The organism is Halomicrobium katesii DSM 19301, assembly GCF_000379085.1.
Taxonomy (GTDB): Archaea; Halobacteriota; Halobacteria; order Halobacteriales; family Haloarculaceae; genus Halomicrobium; species Halomicrobium katesii.
In genome coordinates this window covers 2,388,459-2,408,096 of the sequence record NZ_KB905378.1, presented here as the reverse complement: position 1 = coordinate 2,408,096, position 19,638 = coordinate 2,388,459, and the positions used below count along the sequence as shown (strand labels likewise).

The following is a 19,638-nucleotide window of genomic DNA, read 5'->3' as shown; positions in this document are numbered from 1 at the left end:
CCGGTTACCAGCGTCGGAGCGCGACGAGGAGGACGCCGATCACGGCGACACCGCCACCGATCGCGATCTCGGTGAGGCCCACGTCGAACTCCGAGACGGACTCGGGTACAGACACGTCGAACCCGCCGTCGGACTCGGGGGGAGTGGCCTCACCGGTCTCCGTCTGGTCCGCACCGTCGTCAGACTCCGGCGTGCTGTCTCCGCCCGTCGTCTGCTCGCTGTCTGTCTCGGTCTGTTCGCCGTCACCCGTCTCGACGACGACGCTACCGACGGACTGCTCGTCGAGGGCGACACGATAGTTCCCGTCGCGACTGATCGCCTCGGACACGGTGATCCGGCGCGTCTCGCCGGGGCCGAGCGTCACGGTCTCGTTGCTGACGGCGGTCCCGTCGACTCGCAGCGACGCCGTGTACTCGCCGGCCACGTCGCCCGCGTTGGTGACGTTCGCGCTCACGGACAGCTCCTTCTCGACGCCGTTCTCGCTGGTCGACAGCGTGTGTCCGCCGACCTCGAACACCGGGGCCAGCGAGCCGACGAACAGCGTCTCGGTCTCGTTGGTCCGGGCCTCGTAGACGTAGCGACCGTCAGCGGGGCCTTCGAACGTCGTGTTGGTTCGCTGGACGGCACCGTCCGTCCCGCTGTAGATCTCGACCTCGTCGCTGTCCACGTCGGTCGCGTCGATCACGGACTGGTTGACCGCAATCCGGACGCGTCGGTCGTCCACGTCGGCGGCCTGCTGGACGGTGACGGCACCGAAGACGGTGGTCCCGTCACCCGACGGGAGCGAGAACGGAACCGCCTCCGGATCGGTGTAGGTCGCGACCGTCCGGTTGAACCGGTCTCTGCTGGTCCCGAAGGTGAGCGAATCGACGGCCAGCGAGTCGTTCGTCGTCGGGAAGGTCGCGGTGACTGGCCCGGTCCCGTCGACCGAGCCGGTGCGGACCCGCATGGTCCGTCCGTCGGACCGATACTCGGTCGTCCGCGCGACCGCACGGTCCACGAGGACCGTCCCGGCCGTCTTCGAGTTGGCGACGATCTCGTACTCACCGGGTTCGTCGAAGCTGAGCGGAACCCGCACGGTCCGCGATCCCCCGCTCTCGACGGCGTAGTTTTCGACGTGGACTTCCTCGCCGTTGGCCGTGATCGTGACGCGACCGGCACCGTCGTCCTCGCCGGTGTTTCGGAGTCTGATCTTCACGTCGACGCTATCGCCCGTCGCGGTCGTCTTCTCGGTCAACGACGCACCCGCGACGAACACGCGCGGTGCAGCCAGCGCCGGCCCGATACTACTGACGACCAGTAGTCCGGCGACGAGAAGCGCCAGACCGGTCCCGAATCTCGACGACGTTGTGTTGCTCGACATCTGTAACACTCTGTTTGATTGAACAACTTAGCACCACGGTATAAGCTTCGTGTTTTGTGAAAGCGATTTTTTCGCCTTCGGTTCACCGCTCGACCGACGCCCCGGACGGCGACGGCGGCGGCCTACCGCTGGGGAGAATCCGGGCTGTGCCGTCGCCACGCAGTGCTGGTCGGGGTAACACAGCGGTGGGACTGGGATTTGAACCCAGGAGGCTTGCGCCACCTGCTTTCAAGGCAGGCGCAATGGGCCGCTCTGCCATCCCACCACAGGACAGTCGTCGATAGCCGGGGGTCGGCCTAAGGAGTGTCGATTGTGGGCGGGCGGCGGCGAGCCCAAAGACCGAAGACAGGGGCCGTCGAAGCGAGAGTGATGGCCACAGAGGAACTCGCACTCGTCGGAACGTACACGGATGGTGACAGCGACGGCATCTACACCGTCGCGGTCGACGGCGACGGCGCTGTCGAACAGCGGTCGGTCACGGCCGCGGGGGACGATCCCTCGTTCCTGGCGATCCATCCCAGCGGGGAGTACTGCTACGCGGTCAACGAGGTCGACGACGGCGGCGTCACCGCACTGGAGATCGACCGGGCGACCGGCGAGCTCACGCGACTGAATCAGATCAGGACCGGCGGCGGTGCCGACCCGTGTCACTGCACGGTCGACGCCACGGGCCAGTACCTACTCGTCGCCCACTACACGGGGGGATCGGTCGCGATGTGTCCGATCGCCGAGGACGGCCAGATCGGCGCGCCCTCGGACCTCGTCGAACACACGGGCTCGGGCCCCAACGAGGAGCGACAGGAGGCCGCTCACCCGCACTCGATCCAGCCCGGCCCGGACAACGAGTACGCGTACGTGCCGGACCTGGGCGACGACCGGATCGTCGGCTACGAACTCGACCTCGACCACGGAAAGCTCGTGGCGAGCGACGCGGCGACGGTCGAGCTGGCGGCCGGGTCGGGCCCTCGTCACATGGCGTTCGACCACGACGGCGAGTACGCGTACCTCATCAACGAACTCGACTCGACGGTGACGGTACTGGAGCGCGACGCGGACACGGGCAGTCTGACCGTGGTCGACACCGCGCCGACGGTGGCCGACGACTACGACGGCGAGAACATCACCGCAGACATCCACGTCCACCCCTCGGGCGAGTGGGTCTTCGGCTCGAACCGCGGTCACGACAGCATCGCCACGTTCGCCGTCGACGACGGGACCGTCGAGTTCCAGGGCACCGTGTCGACCCGGGGCGAGTGGCCGCGGAACTTCGCGCTGACTCCCGACGGCGAGACGCTCCTGGCCGAGAACATGGACACGAACGACGTCGTCGCGTTCGACGTAGACGCCGCGACGGGCGAACTGTCCGCGACCGGTGCGGTCACCGAACTGCCCAGTCCGGTCTGCCTGCAGTTCCTCTAGGGACGAACGACCGTCGCGGTCCCGTCTCTGTCGACGACTTCGAACCCGAACTCGTCGAGCGCCGCCGTGGTCCGTGTGGGGACCAGTCGATCGGCTCGGTTGCGAGCACGCAGGAGTGACACGACCGTCGAGAGGTCCGCGTCCCGCTCGACGACCGGGATCGTCGGGAGAAAGTCGACGGCGAGTCCCGCGTCCGTCGCCCGCTGGACGAGCGTCTCGACAGTCGGCGTCTGGAAGGCGTCCTCGAAGTCGATCGCTTCGGCGAACCCGGCGTAGCTGACCCGGCCGGCCGTCGACGGACCGAGCACGACGCCGTTGCTCCGGAGCTTCATCGCCGCGGTGTCGATGTGCTGGCGACCGAGCAGGGCGGCCGTCGGCCTCACCACCGCGGCCGTCCGGACGCCTTCCCGTTCCAGCAGGTACGTGATCGTGTTGCCGGCACGGGCCGACTCGGTCGAGCCGACCTGCACCTCGAACCGGACCTCGTCCGTGTCGACGACGCCGTCGAGCGCCGAGCGAACCTCGCGTTCCGACGTTCCGTCCTCGCTGGAGACCTGTTCGTCGGCACGGTAGTTCACGAGCAACTCCGCCCCGCTCCCGTCGATTGCTTCGCAGACGTCGGCGAGCATCGCGGCGTACAGCTCCGACGCTTCGTCCGGCGTCAGCCGATCGCGTTCGACGAGGTCCGTGAGCACGGCACCGGATTCGGGCGGTTCGGCCATCACTGCGACAGTGGTCATACTCCTCTCTCCGGTGAGGCGACCCTTTTCACTTTCCACTGGCCGGGCGCGGAGGTTATATTCTCGGACGTGATAGCACACTCCATGCTCGTCGAGGAGCTCATGTCGACGGCCGTCGTGACCGTCGCCCTCGACGCGACGCTGGCCGAGGCCGTCCAGCGCCAGCTCGATGCCGGCGTCGGGTCGGTCGTCGTCCTCGACGACGGGGCTCCCTGTGGGATCGTCACGGAGCACGACGCGCTGGCGGCCGCACTGCGGACCGGACGGCCGCTGGACGACATTCCGGTCGCGAAGCTCGCACACGGCTCGGTCGTGACGACCACGCCCGAGACGGCGGTCCGGAGCGTCGCTCGACAGATGTCCGAGGAGGGCGTCAAGAAAGTCCCGGTGCTCGACGGCCTCGATCTGGTCGGGATCCTGACGCTGACCGACATCGTCTGGCACCTCTCGGACATCGAGGGGGAGCGATCCGAGATCGAGGCCACGCGAGAGCGCTGGGAGTCGGCCGAGCGGTTCTGACCGGGCGCTACCGACTTCGGCGTCCCTTCGTCTGGCGGTAGTCCCGGCCCAGCGTCTCGCCGAGGTGTTCGAGGAACGCGTCGCGTTCCGCGTCGGTCTGTTCCCACGGTTCGATCATCGGGAGGAGTTCGAAGCCACGCCCCCGGATCGTCGTCGCGTGGCGCTCTTCGACGGCGAGTTCGTCCTCGCTCAGGGTGGTGTACTCGAAGGCCAGCGCGTCCAGCGCGGCCTGTCCGACCGGCAACAGCAGCTCGGGGTTGATCATCCGGACTTCGCTGTTGAGGTAGGGCTCGCAGTTCCGGACTTCCTCGTCGGTCGCACCGCGTTCGGGGTGGCGACAGCGGCTGACGTAGGTGAGATAGACGTTGTCGAACTGGGGGCGGTCGGCGTCGGGATCGTCCACCAGTCCGACGCGTTCGAGGACGTCCAGCAGCTCTCGCTCTCGGTCACCGACGAACGGGAGGCCGGCCTCGTCGGCCGCCTCGCTGGGCGACTCGCCGAGCACGAGCAGTTCCGCGCCGACGTCGCCGTAGCCGTGGACGACGCTTTGCCGCGTCTCGCAGAGTTCGGGGCAGTTCTGGCACGTCTCGTCCATCCCGTACGGATTGGACAGAGACTCCTGGTCGGCGTCCATGTCAGTCCTCGTCGACGGTCGTCGCGTGCGTGTCGGCGTCTTCGGGATCGTTCTGGGGGCTCGACGGGTGGTAGTCGGTGCCGTACTCGCCGGGCCGGCCGTCGAGCCGGTCCGGGTTGATCCGGCCACCGAGCAGCATGAAGTCCAGCACGGTACAGTAGAGCATCGCTTCGACGACGGGGACCGCCCGCGGCGGGAGGACGGGATCGTGTCGCCCCGTCACGGTGATCTCCTTTCTCTCGCCGGTCTCCCAGTCGACGGTCTCCTGGGTCTTCGGGAACGAGACCGGCGCGTGCCAGGTGACCTCGCCGTAGATCGGGTCGCCGGTCGTGATCCCGCCCTGGATGCCGCCGTGGTCGTTGCCGACCGGAACGGGGTCGCCTCTCGCTCGCGGCTCGTCGCCGCTCGCGTCTTCCGAGGCTGTCGCCTCGCTCTCGCCGAACTCCCAGTCTTCGGTGTAGTCGGTCCCGGTGGCCGTCCGAGCGTCGCGCCCGATCCCCAGCTCGAAGTCCGTGACCGCGGGGATGGAGTACATCGCCTGCCCGAGGCGTGCGGGTATCGAATCGAACCGCGGCGCACCGAGGCCCCGCGGAACGCCGCGACACTCGAAGTAGATCGCGCCGCCGATCGAGTCGCCCTCCGTCTGGTACTCGTCCGCGAGGTCGCGCATCTCCTCGGCGGCGTCGGGATCGCCACAGCGGACTTCGTTGTCCTCGCTGTGTTCGAGTATCTCCTCCCAGCTCACGTCGTCGGCAACCACGTCGCCGATCTGGCAGACGTGAGCCTTGATCTGTACGTCGTAGTCCGACTGTGCGAGGACCTGCTTGGCGACGCCGCCGGCAGCGACCCAGTTGACCGTCTCGCGGGCCGACGAACGGCCGCCACCGCCCCAGTTGCGCGTGCCGAACTTCGCCGAGTAGGTGTAGTCGCCGTGTGAGGGCCGCGGTGCCGTGATGAAGGGCTCGTACTTCCCCGACCGGGCGTCTTTGTTCTGGATGACCATGCCGATGGGCGTTCCCGTCGTGTAGCCGTCCTGCAGTCCGGACTTGATCGACACCTTGTCGGGCTCGCCCCGCGAGGTCGTGATCATCGACTGACCGGGCTTGCGCCGGTCGAGATCTTCCTGAATCGCTTCCTCGGACAGTTCGACACCCGCCGGCACACCCGAGACCGTACAACCCATCGCGTCCCCGTGGCTCTCGCCGAAGGTGGTCAGCCGAAAGAGCCGACCGAACTCGTTCCCGTTCATTACGTATCTGGTTGGGTTCGGGGCATTTCAACCTTACAGTCGGCGTACGAAGGTTGAAGTGCGAACGCGGAACCACCGGCGGCTATGCGGTGACTGTTCGTCGCGCGTCGTCTCGCGGGAGCACGGCACAGCGGCGCGCGAGCGGTCCGTGCCGTCTGTTCGCCATTCGACGAAGACGCGTTACGGACACTTGCAGTGTCAGTGCTGGACGGCCGCGCCGATGTCGCCGAGTACGTCGAAGAAGTCCGGGAACGACACGTCGACGTGTTCGATGCCGTCGACGGTCGTCGTCCCGTCGGCGACGAGACCGGCGATCGACAGCGCCATGATGATCCGGTGGTCGGCGCGCCCGTCGACCGTCGCCCCCTGGAGGTCGCTCTCGCCGCCGTGGATCGTCAGCGTCTCCTGGCGCTCCTCGACGCTCGCGCCCATCTTCGTCAGCGCCTCGGCCATCGCGCTGACGCGGTCGGTCTCCTTTAGGCGGACGTGCTCGCAGTCGACGATCCGCGTGATCCCGTCGGCCGCCGCGCCCAGCGTCGCGATGGTGGGCAAGAGATCCGGCGTGTCGGCGACGCTGACCTCGACGCCGGACAGCAGTGCGCTCGTGACCTCGATCTCGCCGGCCTCGCGGTCCCAGTCGACGCCGGCACCCATCTCGCGGACGATGTCGACGATCGCCGTGTCGCCCTGCGCGCTCGGATACGCGGACGTGATCGTCAGTCCGTCCTCGCTGGCGAGTGCGCCCGCGGCCAGCAGGTAGGAGATCGAAGAGAAGTCACCGGGGACGTGGTACTCGCCGTCGGTCGGCGCGTAGGACTGGCCGCCGGGGACCGCGAAGCCGTCCGGCGTCGCCTCGGCCTCGATCCCGAAGTCGGCAAGCACCTCCAGCGTGATGTCGACGTACGGCGCGCTCTTGAGTTCCGTTTCGAGGTGTACGTCGACTCCCTCGTCGGTCACGGCACCGGCCATCAGGAGCGCGGTGATGTACTGGGAGGACACGTCGCCGGGGATCGACACCTCGCCGCCGTCGACGGCACCGCCGACGACCAGTGGGGCCCGGCCGTTCCCACGAGTGCTCTCGGCGCGTCCGTCGAGGTCTGTCGTGATGGCGTCCACCAGCGGTCCCTGCGGCCGGGAGCGCAGCGACTCGTCACCGGTGAGGACGGTCAGCCCGTCGCCGAGGGCGGCCGTGGCGGTGACGAGCCGCGTCGTCGTGCCGCTGTTCGCACAGTCGATCACGTCGTCGGGCGTCTCTGGCCGCCCGTCGAAGCCGGCCACGTCGAGGACCGTCTCATCGTCCCGTAGCGCGACGCTGCCGCCGAAGGCGGTGACCGCTCGCATCGTCGCCCTCGTGTCGGCGCTGACGAGCGGGTCGTGTACGACCGCGCCGTCGGCGTATCCCGCTGCGAGAATTGCCCGGTGCGTGTAACTCTTCGACGGCGGCGCTCGTGCCGTGCCACCGACCGTCGACGGACTGATTTCGGCGTTCACGTCCGGCCGGTCGGCTGGCCGGACCAAGAGCGTGTCTGTTTGCGCCCCGAGAGACTAATGAAGGCCGGGAACGCACGACAGAACATGGATCCAGAGTTCAGCGAACTGGACGCCGCCCTGGACGATCGTGACCTCGACGGCTACCTGATCGACGCCGACTCGACAGAGGCCGATCAGTACTACCTCTCGGGGTTCGACGCGCCCGATTCCTTCCTGACGCTGTACGACGGGGAGGTCCACCTGCTCTTTTCCCGGAGCCTGGAGTACGGACGGGCGAACAAAGAGGCCCGCGCCGACACCGTCGAGCGCTACGTCGACTTCGGCTACCAGAGCAAAGTCGAGGAGTACGGCCCACGAGAAGCCGTCAGCCGCGTGATCGCTGCGTTCCTCGACTCCTACGACGTAGAGTCGGTCGCCGCGCCGCCGCGGTTCCCCCTCTCGACGGCCGACAGACTTCGGGACCGCGGCGTGACCGTGGAGTCGGACGACGAGAGCGTGATCACGGAGCTCCGAGCGACCAAGACCGACGAGGAGATCGAACACATCGAGACCGCCCAGCGGGCCAACGAGGCGGCGATGGCCGCGGCCGAGGAACTGCTCCGGGACAGTCGCACTGCGGCCAAAGGACAGTTGCTCTACGACGGCCAGCGGCTCACGAGCGAGCGGATCAAGGAGGAGATCGAGGTGACGCTGCTGGGCCACGGCTGTGCGCTCGACGAGACGATCGTCGCCTGTGGGAGCGACGCCGCAGATCCCCACGACAGGGGGAGCGGGCCGCTGCGTGCCGGCGAGCCGATCATCGTCGACATCTTCCCGCAGCACAAGGCGTCGAAGTACCACGCCGACATGACCCGGACGTTCGTCGTCGGCGAACCCGACGAGACGGTGGCCGAGTGGTACGAACTCACCGCCCGAGCCCACGCCGCCGCCCTCGACGCGATCGAGCCCGGTGCCACCGGTGCCGAGGTACACGACGCCGTCTGTGACGTGTACGAAGAGGCGGGCCAGCCGACGCTGCGCAGCGACGAGTCGACAGAGACAGGATTTATCCACAGCACCGGTCACGGCGTCGGGCTGGACGTTCACGAACTCCCGCGCGTCGCACCGAACGGCGGCGTCCTCGAACCCGGCCACGTCGTGACGGTCGAGCCGGGCCTGTACGATCCCGAGGTCGGTGGGGTCCGTATCGAAGACTTCGTCGTCGTCACCGAAGACGGCTACGAGAACCTCACGGAGTATCCCAAGGAACTGGTCGTCTGACACGGAGCGTCGGCGTGGCGTACCGGGAGGTGTCGCCACGGAGACACTCGCCGGGAAACCTCGACAACGACCCGTCTGAGGGTGGCTCGTTCGGGCCCCGGAATTAATCATTAACTTTTATTAAGGACTGGTGGAGAAGGTGAAGTACCGATGAGCGTATCACTCGCAGCCGCCGCCGACAGCGACACACCGAACCGCGCCACTCGAACGACACCACCCTTCCAAACAGACGATGGCAACCCGGATACAGACTGACACGACGACCCGAACCGACGAACAGCACGCGACGACCGACCCGGCAAGTGAAGGCAGTTACACGCGCCCGTCCGACCGTACGCCCGAGTCGACGGCGACCGAGTCCTGGACCGAGCGCTGTGGTGCGCCCAGAACCTTCGACCCGACGAACCACGCCGAGATGGGCCAGTTCGACACGACCGCCGACCAGCCCTGACGCCGCCGTCCGCGAGCGGTTCCTGGCCCGGACCGGGGAACGTCGTCGACGGTACGGCCAACGGTACGAACGGCCGACACCGGCGGATCCAGAGCCCGCAACGACTATCCGCCAGCGCGGCAAACCGGAGGTATGTCCGATTACACCACGGTGTCGATCCCGAAAGACCTGGCCGACAGGGTCGAAGAGACGATCGAGGGGACGAGTTTCTCGTCGACGAGCGACCTCGTTCGCTTCATGCTCCGGAGCATCGTCATTCAGCACCAACAGCAGGGCGAACTCACCGAGGCCGAGTTCCAGGACATCACCGAACAGCTGCAGGATCTGGGCTACATCGAGTAGCTATTCTAGTGCTTCCTCCGGCGGCGCGACGTCGAGGACGGTGAGCGGCAACTCCTCGCCACGCCGGTCGAACGCGGCGATCGACTCCTCGTCCCAGGGCGGGACGGCGACGAAGATCACTTCGTGGAGGTCGTCGGTCTTCGTCACGCCCAGACGGCCCTCGGGATGTGAGACGAATCGGCCGTTGCTCTGGGCGACCGGCGTCCCCAGGTCGAAGCCGAAAACCGCACTGACGGAGTTGCCGGCGCTGGGCATGTAGAAGTGTGTGAAAACGTCGGTCGTCGGGTCCAGATCGGCCTCCGGAAGGTCGCCGGCCGGCGTGACCGAGACGGCGACGGTCACGGAGTCCGGATCGGCGTCACGGCCCATTCCGAGCAGCGACTCGACGAGGCCACGCGTCGCGTAGATCACAGCCGTACTTCGACACGAACGCTCATAGTTCCGTCGTCGGCCTACCCGAAGATGAACTCTCTGGCGGTCTTGGCGTACAGCGACGGAGCCCGCGTCCGCGAGCCGTCGAGGGCATCCTGGACGGCCGCCGCCGCGTCTTCGTGGATCCCCGCGCCGTGGCCGACGAGGACCCGCTCGGGCGAGAGGCGGGCGAGCTTCCGCGGCGGGAAGAGCCGCAACATCGGGTGTACGCCGAGCCGCTCGCCGCTGGCTCGGAAGTACGACGAGGTGCCGAGCGACTCCGGAACGACCAGCGTCTCCGTGTCGTCGCTGTACAGCGCCGCCTCCTTCCAGAAGCCGTTGTTCTTGAGCTCGTACATGCTGTAGCCCGTCTCGCCCAGCTCCCGTTCGATCAGTTCGACCGGGGCCGAGAAGTCGTCGGCGATCTCGCGCATGAACGCCGGCACGTGAACCGCAACGTCGTGGCGGTTCGCGACTGCGGCGGCGTCGCGCTTGTGCCGGTCCAGCAGGACGGCGACGCCCGCGACCTCACCGTATTCGGCCACGAGATCGTCCAATCCGTCGAAGTCGACGGGATCGACGAGCCACACTTCGCCGTCGACCTCGATCGCGTGGCTCGCTCGCTGCATCGTCTCGTCGGGATAGGGCAGCCAGCCGACGCCGTGTTCCCACCGATCGATCGCTTGCCAGTCCGTCGCGGAGCCGGATCCCTTCATCGTGTCCGTAGTAGGGGCAGGAAACACAAAAGCGCGCCCCTCACCGGAGCGAAGACGTTCACAAGACCGGGCGGTCGAATGATCGCACGGCGAGAGCACGCTCGTCACAGTCGCGATCCCCGTGCGCTCACAGAACGGGTCGAAGAGGCGGTGCTATCGATCGCACACGCCGACGGGTACAGTCGGCTTCGCGATCCGGACGGCCACTCTCTCACGCTGTCCGAGCCGTAGTCACTCCAGGCGATCGCTGTCGATAGCGACGCCGGGCGGCGTGACGATCAGGAACCCGCGGAAGTGGACGAGTTCGCCGCCTGCCTCTTTGATGCCGCGGGCGAAGCCCGAGGCCAGCTCGTTCAGGTCGCCGTCGACGTTCAAGACGAGGACGGCACCGCCGTAAATCGTCTCCAGCCACTCGTCCGGATCGGTCGAGCCGTCCAGAACGCCCAGCACGATTCGGTCGCTCCCGTCCCCGCCCTCGTCGGTGTCCATCTGGTCTTCGACCGCCTGCAGGTCGAGCCCCTCGAACTCACTCATGCTCTGTCTCTGGGAGCCGAGTGAAAAAAAGCCTCCTCTCGCCGTCGCCCTGGGACGGGTGCAGTTGCTCCCGTCGTCTGCGCCGCCACCGACGGCTCCGTCTGGTGTACCTGTCGAGAGAATGATCGCTCTCGGAGAGTGTCACGGTACAGTGTGGCACGGACGGCCTGTATCGAGCGGTTCGACGGCTGTCGAGGGCGACGGGAGACGTATCACTCAAAAGAGGCATGGACAGGTTTAAATATACGGAGCGTCCCGTATCAGACGATTATGTCCAACAACATAGAGGGCACGTCGGAATCTCCGGCGGATCGAGTTCTTCCAGGGCACACTGGATTCCACTTCTGAGATTACAGAAGCACGTATTTTCGATACGACGCTGCGTGACGGCGAGCAGTCGCCACGAACGTCGTTTAGTTACGAAGACAAACGAGAGATTGCAGCGATTCTCGACGACATGGGTACCCACGTCATCGAGGCGGGGTTCCCGGTCAACTCCGACGCGGAGTTCGAGGCCGTCCGAGACATCACCGAGGCCAGTTCGGTGACGGTCTGTGGGCTGGCCCGCGTCGTCGAGAAAGACATCGAGGCGGCACTGGACGCCGGTGTGGATCTGGTCCACACGTTCGTCTCGACCAGCGACGTACAGCTACAGGACTCCATGCACGCGACCCGACAGGAGGCACTCGACAGCGCGATCGAGTCCGTCGAGCGCGTCAAGGAGGCCGGCGTCGAGTGCATGTTCTCGCCGATGGACGCCACGCGCACCGACGAGGACTTCCTCGTCGACGTGATCGAGGGCGTCTCCGAGGCGGGGACCGACTGGATCAACATTCCCGACACCTGCGGCGTCGCCACGCCCCGTCGGTTCTACGACCTCATCGAGATGGTCGACGCGGAGACCGACGCGCGCATCGACGTCCACACCCACGACGACTTCGGGCTGGCGTCGGCGAACGCCATCTCGGGGTACGAGGCCGGGGCGGCCCAGGCACAGGTCAGCGTCAACGGGATCGGCGAACGCGCCGGCAACGCGGCCTACGAGGAGGTCGTGATGGCACTGGAGAGCCTCTACGACGTGGAGACGGGGATCGACACGACCCGGATCACCGAACTCTCCGCGATCATCGAGGAGAAGTCTGGCATCGACGTACCCGCGAACAAACCGGTGGTGGGTGCGAATGCCTTCTCCCACGAGAGCGGGATTCACGCGGCGGGCGTGATCGAGAACTCCGACACGTTCGAGCCCGGCGTCATGACCCCCGAGATGGTCGGGGCCAAGCGCCAGCTCGTGCTGGGCAAGCACACGGGCCAACACTCGGTCCGCGAGCGTCTGGTCGACGCCGGCTACGACCCGACCGACGAACACGTTCGGGAAGTGACCCGGCGCGTCAAGGACTACGGCGCGGAGAAAAAGCGGGTCACGATGGCGGAGCTGCGACGCTTCGCCGAGGACATCGGCGTCCCCGAGTCCCAAGAGGAGGTCCGGGTGTAGCGATGCCTCCTCGACCGGTTCGCGACCGTCACAAGCGGCTGGTATCGGCCGGCCGACGCGTCCGGCAAGTCGTGGGTGAGCGTGTCGTTCGCCAGCTCGTGTCACGGAACGCTTATTATGTGGCACGCACAGGGACTCGACACGATGACGGCGCAGGCTGGTGCCAGGGTTCGCCCCGCAGACAGCCGCGCGACCGCGATTCTCGGCGGCCGTATTGTAGGGGCTATCTAGCCCCTCTTCTCACACACTTCTCAGCGATCGTCGGACCGGTTTTCCACCAATCACAGGAGACTCCAGCAATGCATACACACACACGATCACGCAGAACAGCACGCAAAACAGCACAGCGAGGTGAGAGCGATGAGTGAACGAGCGTCCGTTCGGGCCGACGAGGCCGACGCCGACGAGGACGAACCGGAGCAGGCCCCGGTCACGACCGGCGCACAGTCGGTCGTCAGGGCGCTGGAAAACGCGGGCGCGGAGTACGTCTTCGGCGTCCAGGGCGGCGCGATCATGCCCGTCTACGACGCGCTGTACGACTCCGAGATCGACCACGTCACCATGGCCCACGAACAGGGCGCGTCCCACGCCGCCGACGCGTTCGGCATCGTCTCGGGCGAGCCCGGCGTCTGCTTCGCCACGTCTGGCCCCGGCGCGACGAACCTCGTCACCGGACTGGCCGACGCCAACATGGACTCGGATCCGGTGATCGCACTGACCGGTCAGGTGCCGACGGAGTTCGTCGGCAACGACGCCTTCCAGGAGACGGACACGGTCGGCATCACCCAGCCGGTCACCAAACACAGCTACTTCGCCGACGACGCAGACTCCGTCGGCACCGAGGTCGGCGAGGCCTGGGCGCTGGCAAACGAGGGACGGCAGGGACCGACGCTGGTCGACCTGCCGAAAGACATCACGAAAGGGGAGACTGACGTGGAGCCGGCGGCCCCCAAGCGGCCAGACACCTACGACGTGCCAGAAGAGGCCGACGACGAGAACGTCCAGGAGGCCGCCGACGCGCTGGCGGCCGCCGAGCGGCCGGTCGTCCTCGCGGGCGGCGGCGTCATCAAGGCCGACGCCGCCGACGCGCTGCGAGACTTCGCCTTCGAGTACGAGATCCCGGTCGTCACGACGATGCCGGGGATCGGGAGCTTCCCGGAAGACCACGAGCTCTCCCTGGAGTGGGCGGGCATGCACGGCACCGGCTACGCCAACATGGCGATCACCAACACCGACTGCATGCTGGCGATCGGCACCCGCTTCGACGACCGGCTGACGGGCGGAATCGACTCCTTCGCCCCGGACGCCGAGATCATTCACGTCGACATCGATCCGGCCGAGATCAGCAAGAACGTCCACGCGGACTACCCGCTGATCGGCGACGCTCGGGCCACGCTCCGACAGCTGTACGACGCGATGCCGTCGGCACCGGACGCCGACGAGTGGCGCGAGCAGTGCCAGGAGTGGAAAGCCGAGTACCCGATGGACTACGAGACGCCCGACGACGAACCGCTGAAGCCACAGTACGTCGTCGAGCGGTTCAGCGAGGTGACGCCCGACGACACCATCGTCTGTACCGGCGTCGGCCAGCACCAGATGTGGGCCTCCCAGTTCTGGGAGTTCACCGAACCCCGAACCTGGGTCTCCAGTCACGGACTGGGGACGATGGGCTACGGCGCGCCAGCCGCTATCGGTGCGAAGCTGGCCGCGCCCGACCAGGAGGTCGTCTGCTTCGACGGTGACGGCTCCTTCCTGATGACCGTCCAGGAGCTCTCGGTCGCCGTCCGCGAGAACCTCGACATCACCTACGTCGTCCTCAACAACGAGGCCGTCGGGATGGTCCGCCAGTGGCAGGACGCCTTCCACGAGGGTCGTCGGATGGCCTCCGAGTACCCGTGGGTCCCCGAGTTCGACAAGCTCGCGGAGGCCTTCGGCGCGCGGGGCTTCCGGCTGGAGGAGTACGACAACGTCGAGGAGACGATCCAGGCGGCACGCGAGTACGACGGCCCCGCGGTCGTCGACGCGATCATCGACCCCGCAGAGAACGTCTATCCGATGGTTCCAAGCGGCGGAGACAACGGACTGTTCGCACTGAACGAGCGACATCTGGAGCAACTATGACCGGTGGGATGCCAGGGCCGGCCCCGGACGAGCGGATGCGTCCGGACGGGCGGCGCAACACGCAGGGTATTCGCATCGACCCCGAGGCGGAGGTCACGCACGAGCCACGCGAGGCCGTCCTCTCCGCACTCGTGAAACACGAGCCCGGCGTCCTCTCGGAGGTGTCGAGCCTCTTCAGTCGCCGGCAGTTCAACATCGAGAGCCTGACCGTCGGCCCGACTCACGACGACGGGGTGGCCCGGATGACGATCGTCATCGAGGAACCCCAGCCCGGCATCGAGCAGGCCAAAAAGCAACTGCGCAAGCTCGTGCCGACGATCTCGGTGACGGAACTGGACCAGCAGAACACGCGCCGCGAACTCGCGCTCATCAAAGTCAGCGGCGAGAAGCCAGACGACGTCAACGCCGTCGCAGACATGTACGGCGGGAAGGCGGTCGACGCGACCGCCGAGTCGGTCACCGTCGAGCTGACCGGCAGCAAGCAGAAGATCGACGCCGCCGTCGGCGCGTTCGAGCAGTTCGACGTGCAGGAAGTCGTGCGGACCGGAACCGCAGCACTTGAAAGAGGGGCCGACACACTGGAGAACGATGACTGACAAACTCACGACCGACGTTTACTACGACGAAGACGTAGACGCATCGCACATCGAAGACAAGACCGTCGCGATCCTCGGCTACGGCAGCCAGGGCCACGCACAGGCCCAGAACCTCGACGACAGCGGCATTGACGTGGTGGTCGGCCTGCGAGAGTCCTCGTCGTCCCGGACCGAGGCGGAAGCCGACGGACTGCGCGTCGAGACGCCCGCGGCCGCCGCCAGCGAGGCCGACATCGTCGTCATGCTGGTCCCGGACACGGTCCAGCCCGACGTGTACGAGACCATCGAGGACGGCCTCGACGCGGGCGACACGCTCCAGTTCGCACACGGGTTCAACATCCACTACGGCCAGATCGAGCCCGCCGCGGACGTGGACGTGACGATGGTCGCGCCCAAGTCCCCCGGCCACCTCGTGCGCCGCACGTACAAGCGCGACGAGGGGACGCCGGGTCTGATCGCCGTCGAACAGGACGCGACCGGCGACGCCAAGCAGAAGGCACTCGCCTACGCCCGGGCCGTCGGCTGCGCGCGAGCCGGCGTCATCGAGACGACCTTCCAGGAAGAAGTCGAGACCGACCTGTTCGGCGAGCAGGCCGTCCTCTGTGGCGGCGTCACGGACCTCGTGAAGGCCGGCTTCGAGACGCTCGTCGACGCGGGCTACGCCCCCGAGATGGCCTACTTCGAGTGTCTGAACGAGCTCAAGCTCATCGTCGATCTGATGTACGAAGGCGGTCACATGGGGATGTGGAACTCCGTCTCCGACACCGCCGAGTACGGCGGGCTCACGCGCGGTGAGTCGGTGATCGACCGCGAGGGCATGGAGGAAATCCTCGAAGAGGTCCAGAACGGCGAGTTCGCCCGCGAGTGGATCTCGGAGAACCAGGCCAACCGGCCGGCCTACAAGCAGTACCGTTCGGCCGAACAGAACCACCAGATCGAACGCGTCGGCGCGGACCTGCGCGAACTGTTCGCGTGGGACGGCGAGGACGCCGACGCTGCGGAAGCACCAGCGGACGACTGACATGAGCAACATGCACGACGTGGATCACACCCATCCACACACGGACGAATCGTTCGGCGGCGCGTTCCGTCGCGGCCCGACAGTGGTCGCCGACGGCGGCGAGCGGCCGACGGAGACAGACGAAGCGGAGGCCGACACCATGGACGACGTGGACCACGAGTCTCCCACTGAAGGCACGACCCGCGTCTTCGAGCGCGGCACAGAGGGACGGACGGATTCCGTATGAGCCAGAACACACTGTACGACAAGGTCTGGGACCGGCACAAAGTCACGACGCTGCCCAACGGGCAAGACCAGCTGTTCGTCGGGCTCCACCTCATCCACGAGGTCACGAGCCCCCAGGCGTTCGGGATGCTCAAAGAGCGCGGCCTCGAAGTCGCGCGGCCGGACCTGACCCACGCGACGGTCGACCACATCGTTCCGACCGGGAACCAGGATCGGCCCTACGCCGAGGACGCGGCCGAGAACATGATGGTCGAGCTAGAGGAGAACGTCCGCGACGCGGGCATCCAGTTCTCCGATCCGACGACCGGCGATCAGGGGATCGTCCACGTCATCGGGCCGGAGCAGGGGATCACCCAGCCCGGCAAGACGATCGTCTGTGGCGACAGCCACACCTCGACACACGGCGCGTTCGGCGCGCTCGCGTTCGGGATCGGCACGAGCCAGATCCGGGACGTGCTGGCGACCCAGACCATCGCCATGGAGAAGGCGAAGGTCCGGAAGATCCAGGTCGACGGCGAACTCGGACGAGGAGTCGAGGCCAAGGACATCATCCTGGAGATCATCCGCCGGCTCGGCACCGAGGGCGGCGTCGGCTACGTCTACGAGTACGCCGGTGAAGCCATCGAGAACCTCGGCATGGAAGGCCGGATGTCCATCTGCAACATGTCCATCGAGGGCGGTGCCCGTGCGGGCTACGTCAACCCCGACGAGACCACCTACGAGTGGCTCGAAGCGACGGACTACTTCCAGGAGCGCCCCGAGAAGTTCGACGAACTGAAGCCCTACTGGGAGTCGATCCGGAGCGACGACGACGCCGAGTACGACGACGTGGTCCACATCGACGCCTCGGAGCTGGACCCCGTCGTGACGTGGGGGACCACCCCCGGTCAGGGCATCGGCATCCACGACCCGATTCCGGCTCCCGAGGACCTGGCCGACGGCAAGCAGGACACGGCGCGACGCGCGCAGGAACACATGCGCGTCGAACCCGGCGAGACCATGGAGGGCTACGACATCGACGTGGCCTTCCTGGGCTCGTGTACCAACGCCCGCCTGCCCGACCTGCGTCGGGCCGCCCGTATCGTCGAGGGCCGCGAGGTCGCGGACGACGTGCGCGCGATGGTCGTCCCCGGCAGCCAGCGCGTCCAGCAGGCCGCCAAAGAGGAGGGCCTGAAAGACACCTTCGAGGAGGCCGGCTTCGACTGGCGCAACGCCGGCTGCTCGATGTGTCTGGGCATGAACGAGGACCAGCTGGAGGGCGACGAGGCCTGTGCGTCCTCGTCGAACCGGAACTTCGTCGGCCGCCAGGGGAGCAAGGACGGCCGGACCGTCCTGATGAACCCCCGGATGGTCGCCGCCGCGGCGATCGCCGGCGAGGTGTCTGACGTGCGCGAACTGGAGGAGGTGCAGACAGCATGACCGACGCCACCGAGGACATCCCCTCCGTCGACTACGTCGAGGGCAGCGGCGTCCCGATCCGCGGGAACGACATCGACACGGACCAGATCATCCCCGCGCGGTTCATGAAGGTCGTCACGTTCGACGGCCTGGGCGAGTTCGCCTTCTTCGACCTGCGCTTCGACGACGACGACAACCAGAAAGACCACCCGTTCAACGAGGAGCGCTTCCAGGACGCCAACGTGCTGGTCGTCAACGACAACTTCGGCTGTGGCTCCTCTCGCGAACACGCGCCCCAGGCCCTGATGCGCTGGGGGATCGACGCCATCATCGGCGAGGGCTTCGCCGAGATCTTCGCCGGCAACTGCCTGGCACTGGGGATCCCGACCGTGACGGCCGACCACGAGACGATCGACGCACTCCAGCAGTGGGTCGACGACACCCCCGACGGCGACATCGAGGTCGACGTGGCGGCCGAGACCGTCTCGTATGGGGGCAACGAGATCGGCGTCAGCGTCGACAGCGCTCAGCGGCAGGCTCTCGTCGAGGGGATCTGGGACACGACGGCGCTGATGAAGTCCAACGAGAACGCCATCGCCGAGACGGCCGACTCGTTGCCCTACGTCGACCAGACCCGAGACGAGATCCGCTCCGACGACTGATACGGGTTTATTGTAGTTGCTTACCGGTGATCGTCTACTCCGTGGCGACGATCACCGGTAAATCGCTACAATAATCCGTATGAGACCGTCGGCTGTGACTCTGTGACGGAGTTCGCCATCCCGGTGTGGGCGAACTCCATCACGAAGGCACGGCTAACAGGACGGGCGTCGACAGCCGACGACGCCGGGTTTTTCAGCGTCAGACGGCCACGGAGCGCCGGTAACGAGCGGCTAACAAACCGAAGTCGGCGTCTGCCATCGGTCATGGCCACGCACGAACGTGGTGAGCGACCGTCACTGGTGGGATGGACGACGACCGTGCGCGCGTTCTCGACACTCGCGTGTACCCTCGTCGAGACGGCGGCGCTCGTGATCTGGCTGGCGATCGTTCAGACCGCGGCGCTTTCGTCGACGACGACACTCGTCGGCTGTGGCATCCTCGCGGTCGGACTCGTCGTCGAACGCATCCTGAAGGACCTGACGGTCAACGGCGTCGCCCTCTCCGTGTCCACGGGGGCGCTGGTCGGTCTCACAGTCGCCGAGACGACGGCGTGGACCCTGTGGCTGGCGGTCGCCGAGGCCTCGATCGCGGTCGAGGGGTTCGTGCTCGCGGCGACGGTCCTCACCGTCTCACTGGCCGTAATGTACACGGTAGAGGACAACGCACTCCGCGACGTGACGCCTCACTCGTCGCTGCTGGACCCCGGAACCGCCAGTATCGGCCTCGTCACGGCAGTCGGGGCCACGGCCTGGCTGCTGTGTGAACTGCGACCGGCGACGGCCGCGCGGTGGCTCGGGACCGTCGGGATCGAGCGCGCCGACCTCTCCCTCGCGGGCCTCGGTGTGCTCGCGCTCGCGCTGTTCGTCACGCACAACGTCGGCGTCGCCTACGCACGCAGTTCGTAGAGAGCGACGGCGTTCGCGTCCGCCCGTCGACTCCGGCCCTGCGAGGGCGGACGACCGGTATCGACACCCTCTTTTCGACGCCCGC

At 67.0% G+C, this 19,638-nt stretch carries 22 protein-coding genes and 1 tRNA gene; 14 read left to right on the top strand and 9 right to left on the bottom strand.

Translation table 11 applies throughout. From position 1 onward, the window contains the following. Positions 1-4: 4 nt before the first annotated feature. Together HALKA_RS0112660 and HALKA_RS0112655 are read right to left on the bottom strand one after the other, a co-directional pair. A complete protein-coding gene (locus HALKA_RS0112660) occupies positions 5-1,363 on the bottom strand; it encodes a hypothetical protein (RefSeq protein WP_018258339.1) in 1,359 nt (452 codons plus the stop codon). 183 nt (positions 1,364-1,546) lie between these two features. Beyond that, positions 1,547-1,628 (bottom strand) — tRNA-Ser (locus HALKA_RS0112655). Between the two features lie 104 nt (positions 1,629-1,732). Between HALKA_RS0112655 and HALKA_RS0112650 the strand changes: the two genes are divergently transcribed. Beyond that, a complete protein-coding gene (locus HALKA_RS0112650; protein WP_015763584.1) occupies positions 1,733-2,782 on the top strand; it encodes a lactonase family protein in 1,050 nt (349 codons plus the stop codon). Here HALKA_RS0112650 and HALKA_RS0112645 read toward each other — a convergent pair. Further along, positions 2,779-3,522, bottom strand: a complete 744-nt coding sequence (locus HALKA_RS0112645; RefSeq protein ID WP_026190301.1) for a hypothetical protein — start codon at positions 3,520-3,522, stop codon at positions 2,779-2,781. The genes HALKA_RS0112650 and HALKA_RS0112645 overlap by 4 nt on opposite strands. Positions 3,523-3,606: 84 nt before the next feature. On the opposite strand from HALKA_RS0112645, the gene HALKA_RS0112640 reads away from it, so the two are divergent. Next, complete coding sequence (locus HALKA_RS0112640) at positions 3,607-4,041, top strand: CBS domain-containing protein (protein WP_018258337.1); 435 nt, start codon at positions 3,607-3,609, stop codon at positions 4,039-4,041. Positions 4,042-4,048: 7 nt separating this feature from the next. Here HALKA_RS0112640 and HALKA_RS0112635 read toward each other — a convergent pair whose 3' ends face one another. The 3 genes from HALKA_RS0112635 to aroA all read right to left on the bottom strand — a co-directional run bounded on the left by HALKA_RS0112635 (position 4,049) and on the right by aroA (position 7,415). Next, on the bottom strand, positions 4,049-4,675 hold the full coding sequence (locus HALKA_RS0112635) for a uracil-DNA glycosylase (protein WP_018258336.1): 627 nt from the start codon (positions 4,673-4,675) through the stop codon (positions 4,049-4,051). A 1-nt stretch (position 4,676) separates the two neighbouring features. After that, positions 4,677-5,924, bottom strand: coding sequence for a chorismate synthase (gene aroC, locus HALKA_RS0112630; RefSeq protein WP_018258335.1), 1,248 nt, complete (start codon positions 5,922-5,924; stop codon positions 4,677-4,679). Between the two features lie 198 nt (positions 5,925-6,122). Then, positions 6,123-7,415, bottom strand: a complete 1,293-nt coding sequence (gene aroA / locus HALKA_RS0112625) for a 3-phosphoshikimate 1-carboxyvinyltransferase (protein WP_026190300.1) — start codon at positions 7,413-7,415, stop codon at positions 6,123-6,125. Between the two features lie 84 nt (positions 7,416-7,499). Here aroA and HALKA_RS0112620 point away from each other — a divergent pair, with 84 nt between their 5' ends. From HALKA_RS0112620 to HALKA_RS0112610, 3 genes are all read left to right on the top strand, one after another. After that, the gene (locus HALKA_RS0112620) at positions 7,500-8,675 is read left to right on the top strand and encodes a M24 family metallopeptidase (protein ID WP_026190299.1); all 1,176 of its coding nucleotides are present in this window, start codon (positions 7,500-7,502) and stop codon (positions 8,673-8,675) included. 232 nt (positions 8,676-8,907) lie between these two features. Continuing rightward, positions 8,908-9,126, top strand: a complete 219-nt coding sequence (locus HALKA_RS0112615) for a hypothetical protein (protein ID WP_015763591.1) — start codon at positions 8,908-8,910, stop codon at positions 9,124-9,126. Between the two features lie 132 nt (positions 9,127-9,258). Continuing rightward, positions 9,259-9,468, top strand: coding sequence for a ribbon-helix-helix domain-containing protein (locus HALKA_RS0112610; protein ID WP_015763592.1), 210 nt, complete (start codon positions 9,259-9,261; stop codon positions 9,466-9,468). Here HALKA_RS0112610 and HALKA_RS0112605 read toward each other — a convergent pair whose 3' ends face one another. Both HALKA_RS0112605 and HALKA_RS0112600 read right to left on the bottom strand, forming a co-directional pair. Continuing rightward, positions 9,469-9,879 carry a JAB/MPN domain protein-containing protein gene (locus HALKA_RS0112605; protein ID WP_018258332.1) on the bottom strand — a complete coding sequence of 137 codons (411 nt, stop codon included), beginning with the start codon at positions 9,877-9,879 and terminating at the stop codon, positions 9,469-9,471. It lies immediately after the preceding gene. A 41-nt stretch (positions 9,880-9,920) separates the two neighbouring features. After that, the gene (locus HALKA_RS0112600; protein ID WP_018258331.1) at positions 9,921-10,595 is read right to left on the bottom strand and encodes a hypothetical protein; all 675 of its coding nucleotides are present in this window, start codon (positions 10,593-10,595) and stop codon (positions 9,921-9,923) included. Between the two features lie 78 nt (positions 10,596-10,673). Between HALKA_RS0112600 and HALKA_RS21015 the strand changes: the two genes are divergently transcribed. Further along, a complete protein-coding gene (locus tag HALKA_RS21015; protein WP_018258330.1) occupies positions 10,674-10,826 on the top strand; it encodes a hypothetical protein in 153 nt (50 codons plus the stop codon). Here HALKA_RS21015 and HALKA_RS0112590 read toward each other — a convergent pair whose 3' ends face one another. Further along, on the bottom strand, positions 10,827-11,129 hold the full coding sequence (locus tag HALKA_RS0112590; protein ID WP_018258329.1) for a DUF5779 family protein: 303 nt from the start codon (positions 11,127-11,129) through the stop codon (positions 10,827-10,829). It abuts the gene before it with no gap. A gap of 310 nt (positions 11,130-11,439) precedes the next feature. Here HALKA_RS0112590 and HALKA_RS0112585 point away from each other — a divergent pair, with 310 nt between their 5' ends. From HALKA_RS0112585 to HALKA_RS0112550, 8 genes are all read left to right on the top strand, one after another. Continuing rightward, a complete protein-coding gene (locus HALKA_RS0112585; RefSeq protein WP_174259137.1) occupies positions 11,440-12,624 on the top strand; it encodes a LeuA family protein in 1,185 nt (394 codons plus the stop codon). A gap of 360 nt (positions 12,625-12,984) precedes the next feature. After that, positions 12,985-14,745, top strand: a complete 1,761-nt coding sequence (gene ilvB / locus HALKA_RS0112580) for a biosynthetic-type acetolactate synthase large subunit (RefSeq protein ID WP_018258328.1) — start codon at positions 12,985-12,987, stop codon at positions 14,743-14,745. Between the two features lie 8 nt (positions 14,746-14,753). Then, a complete protein-coding gene (gene ilvN, locus HALKA_RS0112575; protein WP_026190298.1) occupies positions 14,754-15,341 on the top strand; it encodes an acetolactate synthase small subunit in 588 nt (195 codons plus the stop codon). Then, entirely contained in the window at positions 15,334-16,362 is a 1,029-nt protein-coding gene (gene ilvC / locus HALKA_RS0112570; protein WP_018258326.1) for a ketol-acid reductoisomerase, read from the top strand. The genes ilvN and ilvC overlap by 8 nt, the downstream gene beginning before the upstream one ends. Before the next feature lies 1 nt (position 16,363). Then, positions 16,364-16,588, top strand: coding sequence for a DUF7989 family protein (locus tag HALKA_RS0112565; protein ID WP_018258325.1), 225 nt, complete (start codon positions 16,364-16,366; stop codon positions 16,586-16,588). Next, positions 16,585-18,006, top strand: coding sequence for a 3-isopropylmalate dehydratase large subunit (gene leuC, locus HALKA_RS0112560; RefSeq protein ID WP_018258324.1), 1,422 nt, complete (start codon positions 16,585-16,587; stop codon positions 18,004-18,006). Before HALKA_RS0112565 ends, leuC begins: the two co-directional genes overlap by 4 nt. Continuing rightward, on the top strand, positions 18,003-18,647 hold the full coding sequence (leuD, locus tag HALKA_RS0112555; protein WP_018258323.1) for a 3-isopropylmalate dehydratase small subunit: 645 nt from the start codon (positions 18,003-18,005) through the stop codon (positions 18,645-18,647). Before leuC ends, leuD begins: the two co-directional genes overlap by 4 nt. Before the next feature lie 264 nt (positions 18,648-18,911). Next, complete coding sequence (locus HALKA_RS0112550; protein ID WP_018258322.1) at positions 18,912-19,553, top strand: hypothetical protein; 642 nt, start codon at positions 18,912-18,914, stop codon at positions 19,551-19,553. Positions 19,554-19,638: the final 85 nt, after the last annotated feature.

Coding starts and splice junctions, on each gene's coding strand:
- HALKA_RS0112660 (WP_018258339.1), bottom strand. CDS start 1,363: ATGTCGAGCAACACAACGTCGTCGAGATTCGGGACCGGTCTGGCGCTT.
- HALKA_RS0112650 (WP_015763584.1), top strand. CDS start 1,733: ATGGCCACAGAGGAACTCGCACTCGTCGGAACGTACACGGATGGTGAC.
- HALKA_RS0112645 (WP_026190301.1), bottom strand. CDS start 3,522: ATGACCACTGTCGCAGTGATGGCCGAACCGCCCGAATCCGGTGCCGTG.
- HALKA_RS0112640 (WP_018258337.1), top strand. CDS start 3,607: ATGCTCGTCGAGGAGCTCATGTCGACGGCCGTCGTGACCGTCGCCCTC.
- HALKA_RS0112635 (WP_018258336.1), bottom strand. CDS start 4,675: ATGGACGCCGACCAGGAGTCTCTGTCCAATCCGTACGGGATGGACGAG.
- aroC (WP_018258335.1), bottom strand. CDS start 5,924: ATGAACGGGAACGAGTTCGGTCGGCTCTTTCGGCTGACCACCTTCGGC.
- HALKA_RS0112620 (WP_026190299.1), top strand. CDS start 7,500: ATGGATCCAGAGTTCAGCGAACTGGACGCCGCCCTGGACGATCGTGAC.
- HALKA_RS0112615 (WP_015763591.1), top strand. CDS start 8,908: ATGGCAACCCGGATACAGACTGACACGACGACCCGAACCGACGAACAG.
- HALKA_RS0112610 (WP_015763592.1), top strand. CDS start 9,259: ATGTCCGATTACACCACGGTGTCGATCCCGAAAGACCTGGCCGACAGG.
- HALKA_RS0112600 (WP_018258331.1), bottom strand. CDS start 10,595: ATGAAGGGATCCGGCTCCGCGACGGACTGGCAAGCGATCGATCGGTGG.
- HALKA_RS21015 (WP_018258330.1), top strand. CDS start 10,674: ATGATCGCACGGCGAGAGCACGCTCGTCACAGTCGCGATCCCCGTGCG.
- HALKA_RS0112590 (WP_018258329.1), bottom strand. CDS start 11,129: ATGAGTGAGTTCGAGGGGCTCGACCTGCAGGCGGTCGAAGACCAGATG.
- ilvB (WP_018258328.1), top strand. CDS start 12,985: ATGAGTGAACGAGCGTCCGTTCGGGCCGACGAGGCCGACGCCGACGAG.
- ilvN (WP_026190298.1), top strand. CDS start 14,754: ATGCCAGGGCCGGCCCCGGACGAGCGGATGCGTCCGGACGGGCGGCGC.
- ilvC (WP_018258326.1), top strand. CDS start 15,334: ATGACTGACAAACTCACGACCGACGTTTACTACGACGAAGACGTAGAC.
- HALKA_RS0112565 (WP_018258325.1), top strand. CDS start 16,364: ATGAGCAACATGCACGACGTGGATCACACCCATCCACACACGGACGAA.
- leuC (WP_018258324.1), top strand. CDS start 16,585: ATGAGCCAGAACACACTGTACGACAAGGTCTGGGACCGGCACAAAGTC.
- leuD (WP_018258323.1), top strand. CDS start 18,003: ATGACCGACGCCACCGAGGACATCCCCTCCGTCGACTACGTCGAGGGC.
- HALKA_RS0112550 (WP_018258322.1), top strand. CDS start 18,912: ATGGCCACGCACGAACGTGGTGAGCGACCGTCACTGGTGGGATGGACG.